The organism is Psychrosphaera sp. F3M07, assembly GCF_018860345.1.
Lineage (GTDB): Bacteria > Pseudomonadota > Gammaproteobacteria > Enterobacterales > Alteromonadaceae > Psychrosphaera > Psychrosphaera aquimarina.
In genome coordinates this window covers 30,223-46,701 of sequence record NZ_JAHKPJ010000006.1, presented here as the reverse complement: position 1 = coordinate 46,701, position 16,479 = coordinate 30,223, and the positions used below count along the sequence as shown (strand labels likewise).

16 protein-coding genes are annotated in these 16,479 nt (G+C 37.1%); 7 read left to right on the top strand and 9 right to left on the bottom strand.

Features of this window, described 5'->3' with window-relative positions; all coding sequences use genetic code 11:
• Positions 1-106 precede the first annotated feature (106 nt).
• The 3 genes from KO505_RS02930 to KO505_RS02920 all read left to right on the top strand — a co-directional run bounded on the left by KO505_RS02930 (position 107) and on the right by KO505_RS02920 (position 4,068).
• Positions 107-1,756, top strand: coding sequence for an HD family phosphohydrolase (locus KO505_RS02930; protein ID WP_216053952.1), 1,650 nt, complete (start codon positions 107-109; stop codon positions 1,754-1,756).
• 16 nt (positions 1,757-1,772) lie between these two features.
• A complete protein-coding gene (locus tag KO505_RS02925) occupies positions 1,773-3,638 on the top strand; it encodes a GGDEF domain-containing protein (RefSeq protein WP_216053951.1) in 1,866 nt (621 codons plus the stop codon).
• Between the two features lie 118 nt (positions 3,639-3,756).
• Positions 3,757-4,068 (top strand): pyrimidine/purine nucleoside phosphorylase, encoded by a 312-nt coding sequence (locus KO505_RS02920; protein ID WP_216053950.1) that lies wholly within the window; start codon positions 3,757-3,759, stop codon positions 4,066-4,068.
• A gap of 71 nt (positions 4,069-4,139) precedes the next feature.
• On the opposite strand, the gene gpsA is transcribed toward KO505_RS02920, so the two are convergent.
• From gpsA to KO505_RS02900, 4 genes are read right to left on the bottom strand one after another with little or no spacing between them, the layout of a single operon-like run.
• Positions 4,140-5,150: an NAD(P)H-dependent glycerol-3-phosphate dehydrogenase gene (gene gpsA / locus KO505_RS02915; protein ID WP_216053949.1), complete on the bottom strand. Its 1,011-nt coding sequence runs from the start codon at positions 5,148-5,150 to the stop codon at positions 4,140-4,142.
• A 46-nt stretch (positions 5,151-5,196) separates the two neighbouring features.
• Entirely contained in the window at positions 5,197-5,685 is a 489-nt protein-coding gene (gene secB / locus KO505_RS02910; protein WP_216053948.1) for a protein-export chaperone SecB, read from the bottom strand.
• A gap of 22 nt (positions 5,686-5,707) precedes the next feature.
• Positions 5,708-5,965, bottom strand: a complete 258-nt coding sequence (gene grxC, locus KO505_RS02905) for a glutaredoxin 3 (RefSeq protein WP_216053947.1) — start codon at positions 5,963-5,965, stop codon at positions 5,708-5,710.
• A 15-nt stretch (positions 5,966-5,980) separates the two neighbouring features.
• Positions 5,981-6,409 carry a rhodanese-like domain-containing protein gene (locus tag KO505_RS02900; RefSeq protein WP_216053946.1) on the bottom strand — a complete coding sequence of 143 codons (429 nt, stop codon included), beginning with the start codon at positions 6,407-6,409 and terminating at the stop codon, positions 5,981-5,983.
• Between the two features lie 191 nt (positions 6,410-6,600).
• Between KO505_RS02900 and gpmM the strand changes: the two genes are divergently transcribed.
• The 3 genes from gpmM to KO505_RS02885 all read left to right on the top strand — a co-directional run bounded on the left by gpmM (position 6,601) and on the right by KO505_RS02885 (position 10,318).
• Positions 6,601-8,130, top strand: a complete 1,530-nt coding sequence (gene gpmM / locus KO505_RS02895) for a 2,3-bisphosphoglycerate-independent phosphoglycerate mutase (protein WP_216053945.1) — start codon at positions 6,601-6,603, stop codon at positions 8,128-8,130.
• Positions 8,131-8,172: 42 nt separating this feature from the next.
• Positions 8,173-9,354 (top strand): peptidoglycan DD-metalloendopeptidase family protein, encoded by a 1,182-nt coding sequence (locus KO505_RS17545; protein WP_216053944.1) that lies wholly within the window; start codon positions 8,173-8,175, stop codon positions 9,352-9,354.
• A 160-nt stretch (positions 9,355-9,514) separates the two neighbouring features.
• Positions 9,515-10,318: a divergent polysaccharide deacetylase family protein gene (locus KO505_RS02885; RefSeq protein ID WP_252731618.1), complete on the top strand. Its 804-nt coding sequence runs from the start codon at positions 9,515-9,517 to the stop codon at positions 10,316-10,318.
• A 19-nt stretch (positions 10,319-10,337) separates the two neighbouring features.
• On the opposite strand, the gene KO505_RS02880 is transcribed toward KO505_RS02885, so the two are convergent.
• A complete protein-coding gene (locus KO505_RS02880; RefSeq protein ID WP_216053943.1) occupies positions 10,338-11,159 on the bottom strand; it encodes a DUF2797 domain-containing protein in 822 nt (273 codons plus the stop codon).
• Positions 11,160-11,312: 153 nt separating this feature from the next.
• Positions 11,313-12,179 (bottom strand): RNA polymerase sigma factor RpoH, encoded by an 867-nt coding sequence (gene rpoH / locus KO505_RS02875; RefSeq protein WP_216053942.1) that lies wholly within the window; start codon positions 12,177-12,179, stop codon positions 11,313-11,315.
• A gap of 222 nt (positions 12,180-12,401) precedes the next feature.
• Between rpoH and KO505_RS02870 the strand changes: the two genes are divergently transcribed.
• The gene (locus KO505_RS02870; protein WP_216053941.1) at positions 12,402-13,652 is read left to right on the top strand and encodes an EAL and HDOD domain-containing protein; all 1,251 of its coding nucleotides are present in this window, start codon (positions 12,402-12,404) and stop codon (positions 13,650-13,652) included.
• 47 nt (positions 13,653-13,699) lie between these two features.
• Here the strand turns inward: KO505_RS02870 and ftsX are convergent, their stop codons facing one another.
• The 3 genes from ftsX to ftsY form a co-directional block, all read right to left on the bottom strand.
• Positions 13,700-14,686 carry a permease-like cell division protein FtsX gene (gene ftsX, locus KO505_RS02865; RefSeq protein WP_216053940.1) on the bottom strand — a complete coding sequence of 329 codons (987 nt, stop codon included), beginning with the start codon at positions 14,684-14,686 and terminating at the stop codon, positions 13,700-13,702.
• Complete coding sequence (ftsE, locus tag KO505_RS02860; RefSeq protein ID WP_216053939.1) at positions 14,683-15,393, bottom strand: cell division ATP-binding protein FtsE; 711 nt, start codon at positions 15,391-15,393, stop codon at positions 14,683-14,685. Before ftsE ends, ftsX begins: the two co-directional genes overlap by 4 nt.
• A 126-nt stretch (positions 15,394-15,519) precedes the next feature.
• On the bottom strand, positions 15,520-16,479 hold a 960-nt coding region (gene ftsY / locus KO505_RS02855), incomplete at its 5' end, for a signal recognition particle-docking protein FtsY (protein ID WP_216053938.1).

Below are 16,479 nucleotides of genomic sequence, written 5' to 3'. Positions count from 1 at the left end.
ACAAATAATCATCACTCGCATTGAATATTAAAACACCATATACTAATTAGTAATTACGCCAATGTTGGTTAACTATTTTGATCACCAACAGTAATAGAGAATAATAATGACAACGGATTTTAGTGACTCAGCACTTAAACATTTAATTAATGTGGGTGTGGAATTATCAACTGAAGAAGACACTACAAAACTATTAGAGAATATTCTTCTAAGCGCTAAACAACTTTCGCAAGCTGACGGCGGAACGATATATTCTATTACCGAAAAAAATTGTCTTAAATTCGAAACACTATTAAATGACACTCTTAATATGTATATGGGTGGCACTTCTGGCAAACCTATACCTTTCCCTGAAATTCCAATGTTTGTCGATGGCGAGCCAAATTACAACGCTTTAGTCGCATACGCAGCCGCAACCGATCAAGTCATTAATATTTCAGACGCTTACGAATCTGGCAACTATGACATGAGTGCCGCTCGTAAAATGGATGAGAAAACGGGGTATCGTACTAAGTCCGTATTAACAATCCCCATGAAGAACCATGAAAAAGAGCTGATTGGTGTATTACAACTGATTAACGCTCAACATGATGAGCAAGTCGTTGATTTCCCTCCGGCATTAGAGGAGATTATTCGCTCATTAACGTCTATGGCCGCTGTTGCCCTTACCAATAGACAACTGATTGATGGCATGGAAGCGTTATTTAAATCTCTCACTCGCCTAATCGCTCGCGCAATCGATGAAAAATCCCCCTATACAGGTGGTCACTGTAATCGTGTTCCAGAATTAACCATGTTAATCGCCGACGCCGTTTGTCATACCAAATCAGGTCCATTAGCGGACTTTTACCTAGACGAAAATCAAAAATATGAGCTTTCTGTTGCAGGCTGGTTACATGACTGCGGAAAAATTGCGACGCCAGAATATGTGATGGATAAAGCATCGAAACTAGAAACGATTTTCGATCGAATTGCTTTAGTTGAATGCCGAATTGAATTAGCCATTAATGAAATTAAAAATGCCCATCAGCAAAAAATAATTGATCAATTAAAACAAGGCAAAGACATTACAAAACTGGAAAGTGAGTTACCCAGTTTAATCGAAGAGCTTGAACAAGACAGATTGTTTTTATGTAAAGCGAATGTTGGTGGAGAGTTCATGAAACCTGATGATCAACAACGTGTACATGATATTGCAGCAAAACATCAAGTGACCATTGCGGGTGTGAAACAACCTTTACTTTCGGCGAATGAAGTATGTAATCTGGAAATTGCTAAAGGCACACTATTACCAGAAGAACGAGAGATTATTAACAACCATATGGTGGTAACCATTGACATGTTGGAGTCACTCCCGTTCCCTAAACACTTACGCAATGTACCTGAATATGCTGGAGGCCATCATGAAAAAATGGATGGTACTGGCTACCCCAACGGTTTAACACGTGAACAAATGTCTGTTCCCGCTAGAATGATGGCGATTGCTGATATATTTGAAGCATTAACTGCAGCAGATAGACCATATAAACCAGCGAAAATGTTGAGTGAATGTTTAAGAATAATGGGATTCATGAAACTCGATAAACACATAGATCCAGATTTATTTGACGTATTTATAGATGAAGAAGTTTATATGCAATATGCTCAACAATACTTATCAAGAGACCAAATCGATGAGATCGACAAAAGTATAATTCCAGGGTACGTATTACCCGACAAAAGGGAAAAGATAACTAAAAAAAGTTATCATTCATAGGATATGAATAACAATAATGAAATTTAAAGTATCAAATAGCAAAACATCACATATTATTTTATTAATAAGTTTCTTTTTAGTTACGGCTTTTTCTGCATTAGCTAGTAACCCAGCCTCTTCGCTTTCATCCAAGTTACAGGATATTGAGTCAGTATATAAATCGGATAGCCAGCAAGCATTAAACTTAGCGAAAGAGTTATCCGTCGAATTCCCAGAGAATGCCAAAGTCATTTATTGGTTAGCCCGTTTATATCCTATATATTCTGAGTTTGAACTTGGTTATAAATATGCCACCAATGCACTTGAGTTAAATATATCTGCCCACGATAAAACCTACATGTACTTAACCTTGGCTTACTACTCCCAATTCAAACAGAACATACCGCAGCAGTATGAGTATTTAGAACAAGCCATTGATTACGCTAAAAAGACGGAAGATCCAGAGCTTATCGTTGAAATGTTATCGGTTTATAGTGGTACGTTAGCGAGTAATAATCGGGTTGATCAAGCGATGGATTATATGACTCAGTCATATGAACTAGTCGATAATGTATCCAGCCCAGATGCTTTATCCACTATGTACAATGCCTTGTGTACCATTTATTTACAAACGGGTCACCCGGATGGTGCTATCGAAGCCATGTTAAAATCAATTGAATATGTGATGTTAACTGAAAACACACAACAACTCTCCGTGGCTTACTACAACTTAGCGGATATTTATATCCAAACCGAAGACTATGAACAAGCTATAAACGCATATAAAAATTCAGAACGTTACAGCCGTAATAGCGGAGATATTATAGGTATTGCTTATGCGTATATGGGGATGGGGCGCAGTTATTTACACGCCAAGCAATACGATCAAGCCTTAACGGTTTTATTAGATGCAAAACAACGTTTTTTACCTGAGAATCATATCGGAAATTTAATTCAAATATACGGCGATCTCGCTAGCGTACAATTAAACTTAAAAATGTATGAAGACGCACAAGACTCTTTAGCCAAATTAGAAGCGCTTAAACCATATAAAACAGAAAGGTCGTTTGAAACTTATGTGCAGTCGGCTGAAACTCAAGCTAATGTCTTTTTTGCATTAGGCAAAATAAAAGAAGCCTATCAAGTGCAACAAAACTATATAGATCAACTTAGGTCTTACCATAAACAACAATTAGAAATTTCTAGAGAATCCGTTTTTGAGAAACTTAAAAACTCGATTTATGCTAAAGATAACCAATTATTAATATTAGAAAATCAGCTTAAGAAAGTGGAGCTAGATAAACATAAGAAACAAACAGATTTATTAATATTGACGTCTCTATTTTCAATCTGCATTGCTATTTTTGTGACTTTTATTCTGTCACGCAATATTCGATTACAGAAACAGCTGGATAAACTCGCCACCACAGATGATTTAACCGGCTTATATAATCGCAGAAAAATAATGGCTATTTTATCTCAAAGATTCAACGACTTTAAAAAATCAAAACAATCCTTGTATGTGTGTATGTTTGATTTAGATTTGTTCAAAAACATTAATGACCAATTTGGTCATGTGATGGGAGATGCCGTTTTAAAACATATTGCGGACTGCGCAATCAATATATTTGGTGAAGCGCAACCCGTTGGCCGATATGGCGGCGAAGAGTTCTTAATCATATTGAATTCCAAAAGTTATCAAGCAGCGCATGCTCAATTAGAAGAATTTAGGCTAGCGATTGAAGACTTGGATATTCCAGGGCTAGTTCAGCCAGTCACGATCAGTTTAGGTCTATCAGAAGCCTCTATAAACGACGCTTATCAAACAGATATAATCCAACGAGCAGATACGGCTCTTTATGATGCTAAAAAATCTGGCCGAAATAGGTTATGCGGAAAGTAAACCCAATTATTTTATAAACGTGTAACCAATTGATATGTTATATAGCCATTTAAGCTTTTTACTTTTGCAAAACTCCGTATTATTTTAATTAATATCAATACTATAAGGACTTACCTAAATGTCACAATTTGACAATGTGTCTATAAAACAAAGTGCCAACATATACTTTGACGGCAAAGTAACAAGTCGTAGCTTGACCTTTTCAGATGGCACCACTAAATCGCTAGGCGTCATGTTACCGGGTGACTATGAGTTTGGCGCCAATGAAGAAGAGTTAATGGAAATAGTTTCAGGAAAGTTAGAGTTATTATTACCAGGTTCAGAGTGGCAAACCATCGTTGGCGGTGAAAGTTTTGGCGTACCAGCTAACTCATCTTTTCAAGTAAAAGTAATCGAAATAACTGACTATACTTGTCACTATATAAAATAAAGTCCGTTATTTTTAACCATAAAAAAACCAGTTAAGTTAACTGGTTTTTTTCTTATTGAAAACAAGCTCAACTACTCTGATTTTGGATCTCTAGCTAATAAAGCCAAAGCCGCATCATGGGCTGACTTTCCTTTATATAGAACTTCAAAAATTTGTTCGGTTATCGGCATTTCAACATGATTTTCATTAGCCAACATGTGAACTTCTTTGGTATTACGATACCCTTCAACAACCTGACCAATCTCTTCCATTGCCGTTTCTACTGATTTACCTTGGCCTAATGCCAAACCAAAACGACGATTACGAGATTGATTGTCGGTACAGGTTAATACTAAGTCACCAAGTCCAGCCATTCCCATTAACGATTGAGGTTCGGCACCTAATGCCATCCCTAATCGCATCATTTCTGCTAATCCACGAGTGATCAACGCCGTTCTTGCATTGGCACCATATCCAATACCATCAGCCATACCCGCACCGATAGCGATTACATTTTTAACTGCACCACCCAGTTGCACCGCAACAAAGTCTGAGTTGGTATAAACTCGGAACTTCCTTTCACAATGCAATAATTTACTTATGGTATCAACAAACGCTTGGTCATCAGATGACAACGAGATTGCCGTCGGTAAACCTTGCACCATTTCTTTAGCAAATGTAGGACCAGACAACACAGCTAAAGAAGCCTCATCGCCAAGTATATCTCTTGCTACCGTATGTAATAAACGTCCAGTATTAGGATCTAATCCCTTAGTTGCCCAACAAATTTTAGGTTTATTAGGCAGTAATGGTTTTATTTGAGTTAATACATTGGAAAATACATGACTAGGTACAACCACTAAATGCAACTCGGATTGCGTGACTGCTTGATTGAGATCGTCAGTAACATGAAGCGTATCTGGGAAATCAGCCCCAGGTAAGTACTTACGGTTTTGACGATGTAATTGCATATCAGCCATTTGTTCTTTGTCTCGTCCCCACATGATCACATCATGTCCATTACGAGCAAAACAAAAAGCGAGGGCGGTGCCATAAGAGCCCGCCCCTAAAATTGCAATTCTGAATTTTTTATCAGAACTCATATTGTCTCCACTTTAAGCGACAAAAAGTTTATAACAAGTTATAAACTTACGCGTCTAACTTTTGACCTTCACTTTTTGCTTGGGCTTGTGCCTGTTGCATATACTGGGCAAACAACGCATCAAAGTTAACAGGAGAAAGGTTTAACGCTGGGAAAGTACCACGGTTAACTAAGTTAGAGATTGTTTCACGTGCATATGGGAATAATGTATTTGGACAGAAAGCACCTAACATATGTGCAATTTGACCTTCAGGCATGTTGCCGATTACAAAAACACCAGCTTGCTGAACTTCACATAAAAATGCAGTCTGACCTTCAACTGTAGCAGTTACCGTCACTGACAAAGTAACGTCATAAACACCATCTTCTAATTTTACACTTTTATTATCTAAGTCTAATTTTACTTCAGGTTTCCATTCTTTAGTAAAAATAGCCGGAGAGTTAGGCGTTTCAAACGAAATGTCTTTTACGTAAATTCTTTGGATTGAAAATTGAGCCGTTGCTTCGTTTGTTGGAGTTGCTGCTTGTTCTGTCATTTTAATTATTCCTGAATATTATTTATTTTGATAACAGCGTGTCTAGTTTATTTGCACGCTCTAGAGCCATTAAGTCGTCACATCCGCCAATATGCTGGTCGCCAATGAAAATCTGAGGAACGGTGTACGCGCCTTTCGTTCGAGCTATCATTGGCGCTCGTAATTCTGGATGTTCGTCTATTTTTATTTCAGTAAATTCAACTTGTTTCATTTTTAATAAACCAAGTGCTCTGACACAAAAAGGACAATAAGCCTTTGTGTAAATATCGATTTTAGCCATATATAAGAGTCTTATTTACTTTTTAACAACGGGTAAGCTTGCACTTATCCAACTTTGAATACCACCTTGCAATACTGATACTTGCTCGAAACCCGCTTTATGCATTAATTTAGCTGCACTTTTAGCCGTCATTCCAGCGTTGCAAACAACTACTATGGGGTCAGCCTTTTTATTTTCAAGCGCTCCAAATTGGCCACTTGTTATTTTATCCATTGGTAGGTTAACCGAATCCGTAATGCGACCTTTATTAAAATCCGCAACTGAACGGATATCAACCACATGACCATTTGAACGATTTACTAACATAGTTAGATCATGGCTTGAGATAGACTTAACACTAGATGTTGCACCAGATAACCAACTCATGACTAACATTAAAAATAATAGAGCCCACGCAGCTCCTAACATATAGTGGTTGCCAATAAACTCAACAAACTGTTCCATAGATAAATTACCTAATTATTATTCTCTGAAATGTATTCAGAATTTGTTTTGAAGTGGCGGGATTATACCTGCTTAATCTAAAGATACCAAAAGCTTATAAGATGATCTTAAAAATTGTTAAACACTGAGTTTAAAACAGGTTAGAATCTTGACATACATCATCGCATTAACTCAAAAATACGGAAACCTTCATGTCGGATAAAAAACCATTTGTTTTAGTTATTATGGATGGTTGGGGTCATCGTGTCTCAACAGAAAACAATGCTATTGCCGCGGCTAATACGCCTAACTTAGATAACCTTTGGAATACCAAACCACGTACACTAATTTCTGGCAGTGGCTTTGATGTTGGATTACCAGACGGTCAAATGGGCAACTCTGAAGTGGGTCATGTAAACTTAGGCGCCGGTCGTATTGTTTATCAAGATTTCACTCGTATTACGAAAGCCATTGAAGATGGTTCATTTAATCAAAACCCAGCGTTAGTTAATGCGGTGGATTCTGCAGTACAACACGATAAAGCGGTTCATATTATGGGGCTTATGTCTCCAGGTGGCGTACATAGTCACGACGAACATATTTTAGCTATGGTAAAAATGGCTGAACAGCAGGGTTGTAATAAAGTTTATGTACATGCTTTTCTTGATGGACGTGATACGCCACCACGCAGTGCAAAAAACGTTTTAGAAACGTTTGAACAACACTTTGCTACTTCTGGTAAAGGTAAAGTTGCTTCGCTAATTGGTCGTTATTATGCCATGGACCGAGATAATCGATGGGATCGTGTAGAAAAAGCATATGACTTGTTAACCTCTGCTCAAGGTGAATTTACTGCTGATTCAGCAATAAAAGGGTTAGAAGATGCCTATGCACGTGATGAAAATGACGAGTTTGTTAAACCGACTATCATAGGTGATGCCGTACCTATGGTTGATGGTGACGCTGTTATTTTTATGAACTTTAGAGCAGACAGAGCACGCGAATTAACTCGTAGTTTTGTAGATAACGACTTCTCAGGTTTTAAGCGTAAACATGCACCTAAACTAACTGACTTTGTCATGTTGACCCAATACGCTGCGGATATAAATACCACAGCGGCTTTCCCTCCAACACCATTGAATAATGTACTTGGTGAATGGCTAGAAAAACATGGGAAAACACAGTTACGTATATCTGAAACAGAAAAATACGCTCATGTAACTTTCTTCTTTTCTGGTGGCCGTGAAGACTTATTTATAGGTGAAAAACGTGAATTAATACCATCTCCACAAGTGGCTACTTACGACCTTCAACCAGAAATGAACTCTGAGCTATTAACCGATAAATTAGTTGCGGCTATTGAGTCTAAAGAGTTTGACTTCATCGTTGTTAACTACCCAAATGGTGATATGGTCGGCCATACCGGTGTATTTGATGCTGCAGTGAAAGCATGTGAAGCTGTCGATCATTGTATTGGACGTATTGTTACGGCTCTGGAAAAAGTGGGCGGAGAATGTTTAATCACCGCTGACCATGGTAATGCAGAAAAAATGGCTAATGTTGAAACGGGCCAAGCGCACACGGCACATACTAGTGAACCAGTACCATTCATCTACGTTGGTCGAGACGCCAAAGTCGTTGAAGGGGGTAAGCTAAGTGATGTCGCACCAACCATCCTTAATTTGATAGGTATGGAGTTACCAGCAGAAATGTCTGGTAAACCTTTGATGTTAGTTGATTAATCTGATTAGATAGACAGGGATGTTTAAATTATCAGAAGAACTGTGAATCTACCTTTTAAAATTATCAAAAATCTATTTATTAAGTCGGCTGTTATTTCATTCTCAGCCGCTTTATGTTTCTGCGCCTCAGTTTTAGCGTCTCCTAGTAATGATTCAAATAACAACATTACAAAAAATAATGAAAAGCTCAAACAAGTACAACTTAGTATCAAGCAACAACGAGAAGCGTTAGATAAACAAATTAGCAAAAAATCAAATCTTGAAGACTCATTTAAGTCAGCAGAGTTAAAAGTCGCTGAAATTGCAATCCAACTGACACAAACTAATAACCAGTTAGATGACGTAAACGACAAGATATCTAAGCTAAAACAAGAACAACATAAGTTGAATAAAGAAAAAAAGATTCAACAAACTCTGTTAGCTTCTATGGTCAAAATTGCTTATTTAAATGGCAAACATGACTACACCAAATTATTACTCAATCAAAACGAACCTGCACAGCTAGAGCGATTAATTACTTACTACAAGTCTATTAATGACGCTAGGGTTAAACAACTTGAAGATATACAAAGAGTATTAACAAGATTAAGTGAAATTGATCAAGAATTGGCGCAGCAACAAATTGATTTGCTCGCATTACAGAAACATCAAAAAGATGAACGTCAACAATTAGCTCTCTCTCAAAAAGAGCGAAAATCAGCATTACGTCAGCTCAACAAAAACATTAAATCCGATCAAGACAAATTAAAACAGTTACAAGCTAATCAACAGAGACTGACTAATGCAATTGCCGCTGCACAAAGTAAAATGGCCGTTGACCCTGCAAAATTAGCTGGGTTATATACATTGAAGAAAAAATTAGTTTGGCCAACTAAAGGCAGATTAAAAAGTAAGTTTGGTCAAAGACGTAATGGCGCGTTACGCTGGAAAGGGGTGATGATTGACTCCGCGTTAGGCAATAGGGTTAATAGTATAGCCGAAGGTATTATTTTATACGCAGATTGGTTAAAAGGCTTTGGTTGGGTGACCGTCATAGACCACGGTAAAGGCTATATGAGTTTATATGGACATAACCAAGCATTATTAAAACGTGCTGGTGATTATGTAGAACCAAATGAACCAATTGCCTTAGTTGGTCAAAGTGGTGGGCAAGCGGAAGCTGGATTGTATTTTGAAATCCGTTATAAAGGCAAAACGGTCAATCCTGCTCGCTGGTGTCGATAAAATACGCAATTGACTTATATTTCAGTTAATTGACAGTACAAACACGGATCATGTCGATATACTGCTTAATATCACTGAACATGAATTTGTTAACTCAATAACAATTAAGACAATTTTGCGAACTTTAAGACTAATAACTATTTTTTTAATAACCTATGTTTTGACGGCAAGTAATGCTCATGCTGGAAAAATTGCTATTGTCATTGATGACATTGGTAATCAAGCAAGTGATAAAAAATTACTTACATTAAATCAGGCCTTAACCTTCGCTATTTTACCTCACACGCCTTATAGCACCGCATTCTCAAAACAAGCGACCGAACAAAAAAGAGATGTGATCATACATTTACCCATGCAGGCCAATAAAAGAAACCAGTATTTAGGGCCTGGTGCATTAACTATGGACATGACCAAGCAACAATTTCAACAAACCTTAATTGCAGCTATTGAGGATGTCCCCTATGCCGTAGGCATAAACAACCATATGGGAAGCTTGTTAACTCGATTAGATCAGCCTATGCAATGGACTATGGAATTGTTAAGGCAACATAATATGTTCTTTTTAGACAGTAAAACAACCGTCCTTAGCAAAGTCGAGCCTATCGCTGATCAATATGGTGTGAATGCATTACACCGCAATATTTTCTTAGACCACGTTAGAAAACCAGAGGTTATGGCATTTCAATTTCAACGTCTTATTAACATTGCTAGAGAGTATGGTTCAGCCATCGCAATAGGCCACCCTTACCCTGAAACTTACCAACTATTGCAACAGAATTTGCCTTTGTTAGCTAGTATGGGCGTTGAGTTAGTGCCATTATCTAAGCTGTTACCTAGTAATATTTCTATACTGGATAACTTGGCTACAAGAGATGGAGAAGAAATTAAGCATAAAGCAAAAAGTAAAATCGCAGTTGATTTCATAAAACCAACTGCGAATAAAGTAGCTGAAAGTGCACTATAAATGTTGTTAAGAATGCTTATTAATATTCAGCACTAATCTCATAGGACGTGAATTTTCTTATATTAATGACACCTGTATCAAAAATTAAATACTGCCCTTTTATACCTTGTAATACACCCGATACGCCCACTTCTTTGTCAAAGTTATAAGAGCTAATTTTAACTGGATAATTTAATACCGGGTAGTCGATATTAACAACATCGTCATCGAGTATTTCGATACAATCGTCACCAAATTCAAGTTTTATAGCTGTTAAGCGTTCCGTAATTTGTGGCAATAATTCTGCGGCTTTCGCTTTTAAATCAATTGCTTCATTACCTCCTTTTAACATGGCTCGCCAATTTGTTTTATCGGCAATAAAATCAGCCAATGCAGTTTCAACTAAACCGGATTGATATCGGGTTTTAACTTTTATGATTGGTAATGCTTGTGTAGCGCCTTGATCTATCCAACGGGTAGGTACTTGGGTATGACGCGTGATCCCCACTTTTAATCCTGAGGTATTTGCTAAATATACATAGTGTTCAATCATGCAATTTTTCTCGCCCCATTCAGGCTCTCTGCATGTACCTTGATCATAATGACAAGTTTCAGGTTTCATAATACACATGTCACAAGCGGCGAGTTTTCTCATGCATGGAAAACAAAACCCTTGAGAAAAACTTTTTTTCGTTTTTTTATGGCAATTCAAACAACTTATGTTGCCCGTATAAGTTAAGGTTAACGGTTTACCTATTATCTCATTAAGTGATAACAACTCATCGCCAATTGGCAATTTATAATCTACTTCTCCAGTTTCCATATTCAAGTTGGAAACCATTTTTTTTACAAAACCGATCATATTATTATTCTTATTAATTAACTCTAAATGAACTTTAACACAGAGCCTCAAAATTCCATTGTGGAATTTGAGTTTTCATCTGTAGATTCTTTATCTCTAAATTTTCTGCATAAAAAAACCAGCACTCTGGCTGGTCTTTAATGGCGGTTAACTTTATGCCGCTAACAAACCTTGAATTTTCTTCATTGCATTTTTTTCTAACTGACGAACTCGTTCAGCAGAAACGCTGTATTTGTCGGCAAGTTCTTGCAAAGTGGTTTTATTATTATCATCCAACCAACGGCTATGCAAAATGTCTTGGCTACGTTCATCTAACGTTTTAATCGCAGAGAAAAGACGTTTATTTGTATGTTCTTCCCACTGTTTATTAGCAACGTTTTCAGCTACGTCTGAGTTATCACGCTCCAAATATAATGATGGCGAATATGCCGCTGAATCTGAGTCTTCATCATCATTACCCATGTCAAATGCCATGTCGTAATTACTCATACGAGATTCCATTTCCAATACTTCTTTTTTGGAAACACCTAACGTTTCTGCAACATTTGACACTTCGTCATTGCTGAACCAACCTAAACGCTTTTTAGATTTACGTAAATTAAAAAACAATTTACGTTGAGCTTTCGTTGTTGCAACTTTAACAATACGCCAGTTTTTAAGTACAAACTCATGTATTTCGGCTTTAATCCAATGAACGGCAAAAGATACTAATCGTACGCCAACTTCAGGATTAAAACGTTTTACTGCTTTCATAAGGCCGATGTTACCTTCTTGGATTAAATCCGCTTGAGGTAAACCATAACCAGAATAACTTCTTGCAATGTGCACCACAAAACGCAGGTGCGACATTATTAATTTTTTTGCTGCAGCTAAATTTTCATTTTCATATAAATCAAAAGCGAGTTCACGCTCTTCTTCTGCAGTTAACATATTGATACTAGTGACAGTAGACACGTAAGACTCAATGCTACCGCTATGAGGTGTTACTGCTAAATCCATAGATTGACTTAATTTCGACATGATCAATCACTCCTTCTTAATAAGTTGAAACGATACTAGCACTCTCAAAGTTAGAGTGCTAATTTTATTTTTGAGCTTTATAGATCTTTTAGTTATATTTTTTATTTCGCTTAGTTTTTTTCCTTATTTAAATACGAATAAACATCGTATTTACAATTAGTGTTTTATTATTAACCAAGTTAAAGTAGTTTTATCGGAAGTTATTTAATAAGGGAGGTATGAATGAGCGCTTATGTGGCTAGGCAACCAATTTTAAACATAAATGAAGAAACCATAGGTTTTGAATTATTATTTAGAGATAGTTTAAATAACAGTTTTCCACATATTGACCCCAATGAAGCGACGTCTAAGATCATCACTCAAAACCAACTCATACTTGGGTTAGAACAAATTTGCCAAAACAAGCTGGCCTTTGTTAATTTCCATGAATTAAGTCTGTTAAATAAAACCCCTACCGCCTTAAACAAAGACACAACCGTCATTGAGATATTAGAAGATGTTACGGTCACCGACGACTTAGTTGCGGTATGTAAAGAACTCTTTGAGGAAGGTTACAAACTGGCGTTAGATGATCATGACTTTAATGAAAAATGGGAAGTGCTTTATCCTTATACCGAAATTATAAAAGTTGATATTTCACAACTTAATATTATTCAAATATCCAAATTCTCTCGTAAATTAAAAGCAACGTACCCCAATATTATTTTATTAGGGGAACGGGTAGAGACTGAGCATCAACTTCGAATGTTAAAAGAGTTAGGCTTCACATTATTTCAAGGATTCTTTTACGCACAACCTGAAATGGTTGAACAAACAGGCCTTTCTACAGACAAAATTAAATTACTGAAATTAATCAGTTTAATGGCAAATGCCGAGGTTACCTTCGATCAGGTCGCCAGCATTATCGAAAAAGAAGCCAGTATTTCTTTTGCTTTATTACGATATATATCATCGACTGCTTTTGCGGCAGGCAAAGATGTCACCACGGTAAAACACGCTCTTACCTATTTGGGTTTTGAGGAAATTAAAAAGTTTGTCGCGTTAATTGCTTTGGCCAATTTAGGAGCCCACACAAATCCGGAGTTGCACAATATGGCAATTTTAAGGAGTAAGTTTTGTGAGTTTTTGGAAGATCTTAACAATGAGAATGGACCGGTTCCGCGCGCTTACTTAACCGGTTTATTATCCTTGATATCACCTATCATCAATATCCCAATAGAAAGCATTGTGCCTAAACTGCCAATTGATAAAACAATGAAAATAGCCTTGTTACATCGTAAAGGTTCGCTTGGACTTTACCTGATGATATGTGAAGCCTACGAAATTGGTGATTGGGATGTTATTGCTTCAACCGCTGCTAAATTAGGCTTAGATAAGGATGACATTGGAAGGGTTTACCATGAAGCCCTTCTCTGGCAAAACGAATACTTACTTAAGGATAAAAGAGAAAGAAAAGTAAGTAACTCAAACTAAACAATCAAATTGTGAACGATGAGTTAACTCTGCCAGTAATAATTAAATTAATCTAAGTCTGGTTCTATTTCTTTAATATGACGATGCACTGACCAAAACGCCCCCGAAAACCCTAACCCTGAGGCAATTAACATTAAAGCCCCGAACTCGGATAACGTCAGTCCTTCTATCAAAAAGTCAGCCATGTACAAGCCTGATATTTCTACAATTGCAGACTGCATCCACCAAATAACAAACGTAACTATAATAAAGGCAACAAATCCTCCCATAAGACCATACCAAATGCCTGTGTAGACAAAAGGACGTTGGATAAATCCTTCCGTTGCACCCACCAGTTTCATCACTTCAATTTCTTCTTTACGGGAAATGATAGATAGACGAATAGTATTACCAATAATTAATACAACCGAGACCATGAGTAATAACGCCACCGTAATAACCGCTTCTTCTAACATGCTAACAATGGCGTTGAGGCGAGTTAACCAGTCAATATCTAACTTACCAAAATCAACTTCTCTTTCTTTTTCTAGTTTCGCTAATAATGATTTGGCGGGTTCAGCTTGGCGGTGATATTTATTTGGCGTCACTATAAATGAAGCTGGTAACGGGTTTGACTCTAAATAGTCCAACGCCTCACCAAATCCAGATAAAGATTTAAATTCAGCAATAGCATCTTTTTTGCTGATATAGCGTAATTCCTCTACCTCGTCGTAACTACGTATACGACGAATGGCACTGGATATTTGTTGTTCGGATAAACTGTCATTTAAAAATAAACTTATTTCTGAGGCACTATCCCACTCCAAGTTTATCGACTGTACATTTTTAACTATGATATGAAGGGTAGCAGGTAAGGTTAAACTTAACCCCATTACCGCAATTGTCATGGCAGAAGCAACAGGCGTGCGCCATATTTCACCTACACTTGTTACAATCTGACGTAAATTATGCACCCAAAAATATATAAACTTTTGAATTGGATTCACTGATTTTGAACGTGCACCTGAAGCGTCGGTTGAAAACAGAATACTCATAATAATATCCCACTTTCTGTTGATGATAAGCCGTCATCATGGGCTAAACCGTCGTTAATCATACGACCCTGTTTTAAAGTGAGACTTCTATTTTTCATCCTAGCGATTAACCCTAAATCATGGGTGGCAATTAATACCGAGACCCCAACATCATTAAACTGCTCAAAAACATTGATTATTTCTTTGGATAACTCAGGATCTAAATTACCCGTAGGCTCATCAGCCAATAACAAAGGGGGTTTATTCACAACCGCTCTGGCAATACCAACACGCTGCTGCTCACCACCGGATAGAATTTTAGGAAATAACTTGGCTTTACTTAACAAACCAACTTTATCTAAAGCTGCGTGTACCCGTTTGGTGATTTCACCTTGAGTATAAATACCTTCGATTACTAGTGGCAAAGCAACATTATCAAAAACACTATGCTCTTGTAATAATCTATGGTTTTGGAAGATCATGCCAATATCACGTCGTGCAAACGGCACTTGTTTTGCGGATATTTGATTTAAATTTTTACCATTAATAAATACATTACCAATCGATGGTCGTTCAATCATACTGATCAACTTTAATAACGTACTTTTACCTGCGCCTGAATGCCCAGTTAAAAATGCCATCTCACCTTTTTGTAGATGAAAAGACACTCTTTCTAAAGCTCGAAAGCCACCAGGATAAGTTTTACTTACCTGCTCAAACTTGATCATTTAACGCATTCCAATTTTAAATGGGATTTTTTATTATCCTAATAGATTAACTCATGCAGCAGATAGAAAAAAGCCAGAAGTTAATTTTCTGGCTTGTTAATAATTAGGAACAATTATTAGGACTCATTATTCACTAAATAAGGCATCAATAAAGGCTTTGTGTTCAAACGTTCTTAAATCATCAACGCCTTCACCTACACCAATGTAACGTATTGGAATACCAAACTGTTCAGCCACAGCAAAGATAACTCCACCTTTCGCTGTTCCATCTAATTTAGTCAGTGATAAACCGGTTAAACCTACCGCTTCATTAAATATTTTTGTTTGGCTAATTGCATTTTGGCCAGTAGTTGCGTCTATGGTTAACATAATTTCATGTGGCACTTCTGCATTGAATTTTTTCAAAACACGAACAATCTTTTCTAGTTCCTGCATTAAATTATCTTTATTTTGAAGTCGCCCTGCCGTGTCAGCAATTAATACATCGGCGTTTCTCGCTTTCGCCGCTTGATAAGCATCAAAAATAACTGACGCACTGTCAGCACCGGTATGTTGAGCAATAACGGGAACGTCATTACGTTCGCCCCAAACTTGTAATTGCTCTACGGCCGCCGCTCTAAATGTATCTCCGGCTGCTAACATCACAGACTTACCTTGTTGCTGAAACTGTTTTGCCATCTTGCCAATAGTCGTTGTTTTACCTACACCATTAACACCAACCATTAATATAACAAATGGGCCATTGTCCGCTTTAGCCACTAAAGGTTGATCAGATTTTTTTAAGATATCGGTCATCTCTGATTTTAATAAACCATAAAGAGCATCGGCGTCTTTTAAATCTTTTCTATCCGCATGTTCCGTTAACCTATTAATTAACTTTACTGTGGTATCCATGCCCACATCAGCCATTAATAGTTGTGTTTCTAATTCTTCGTATAAGTCATCGTCAATGGCTTTGCCTTTAAACAAAGAAATAAAACCACCACCGATTTGCTGGCGAGTTTTTGATAACCCTTTTTTAAGGCGTTCAAAAAAGCCAATTTTCTTTTCTTCGGTTACAACGTCTGTTTCTGTTTCTGTTTCTGT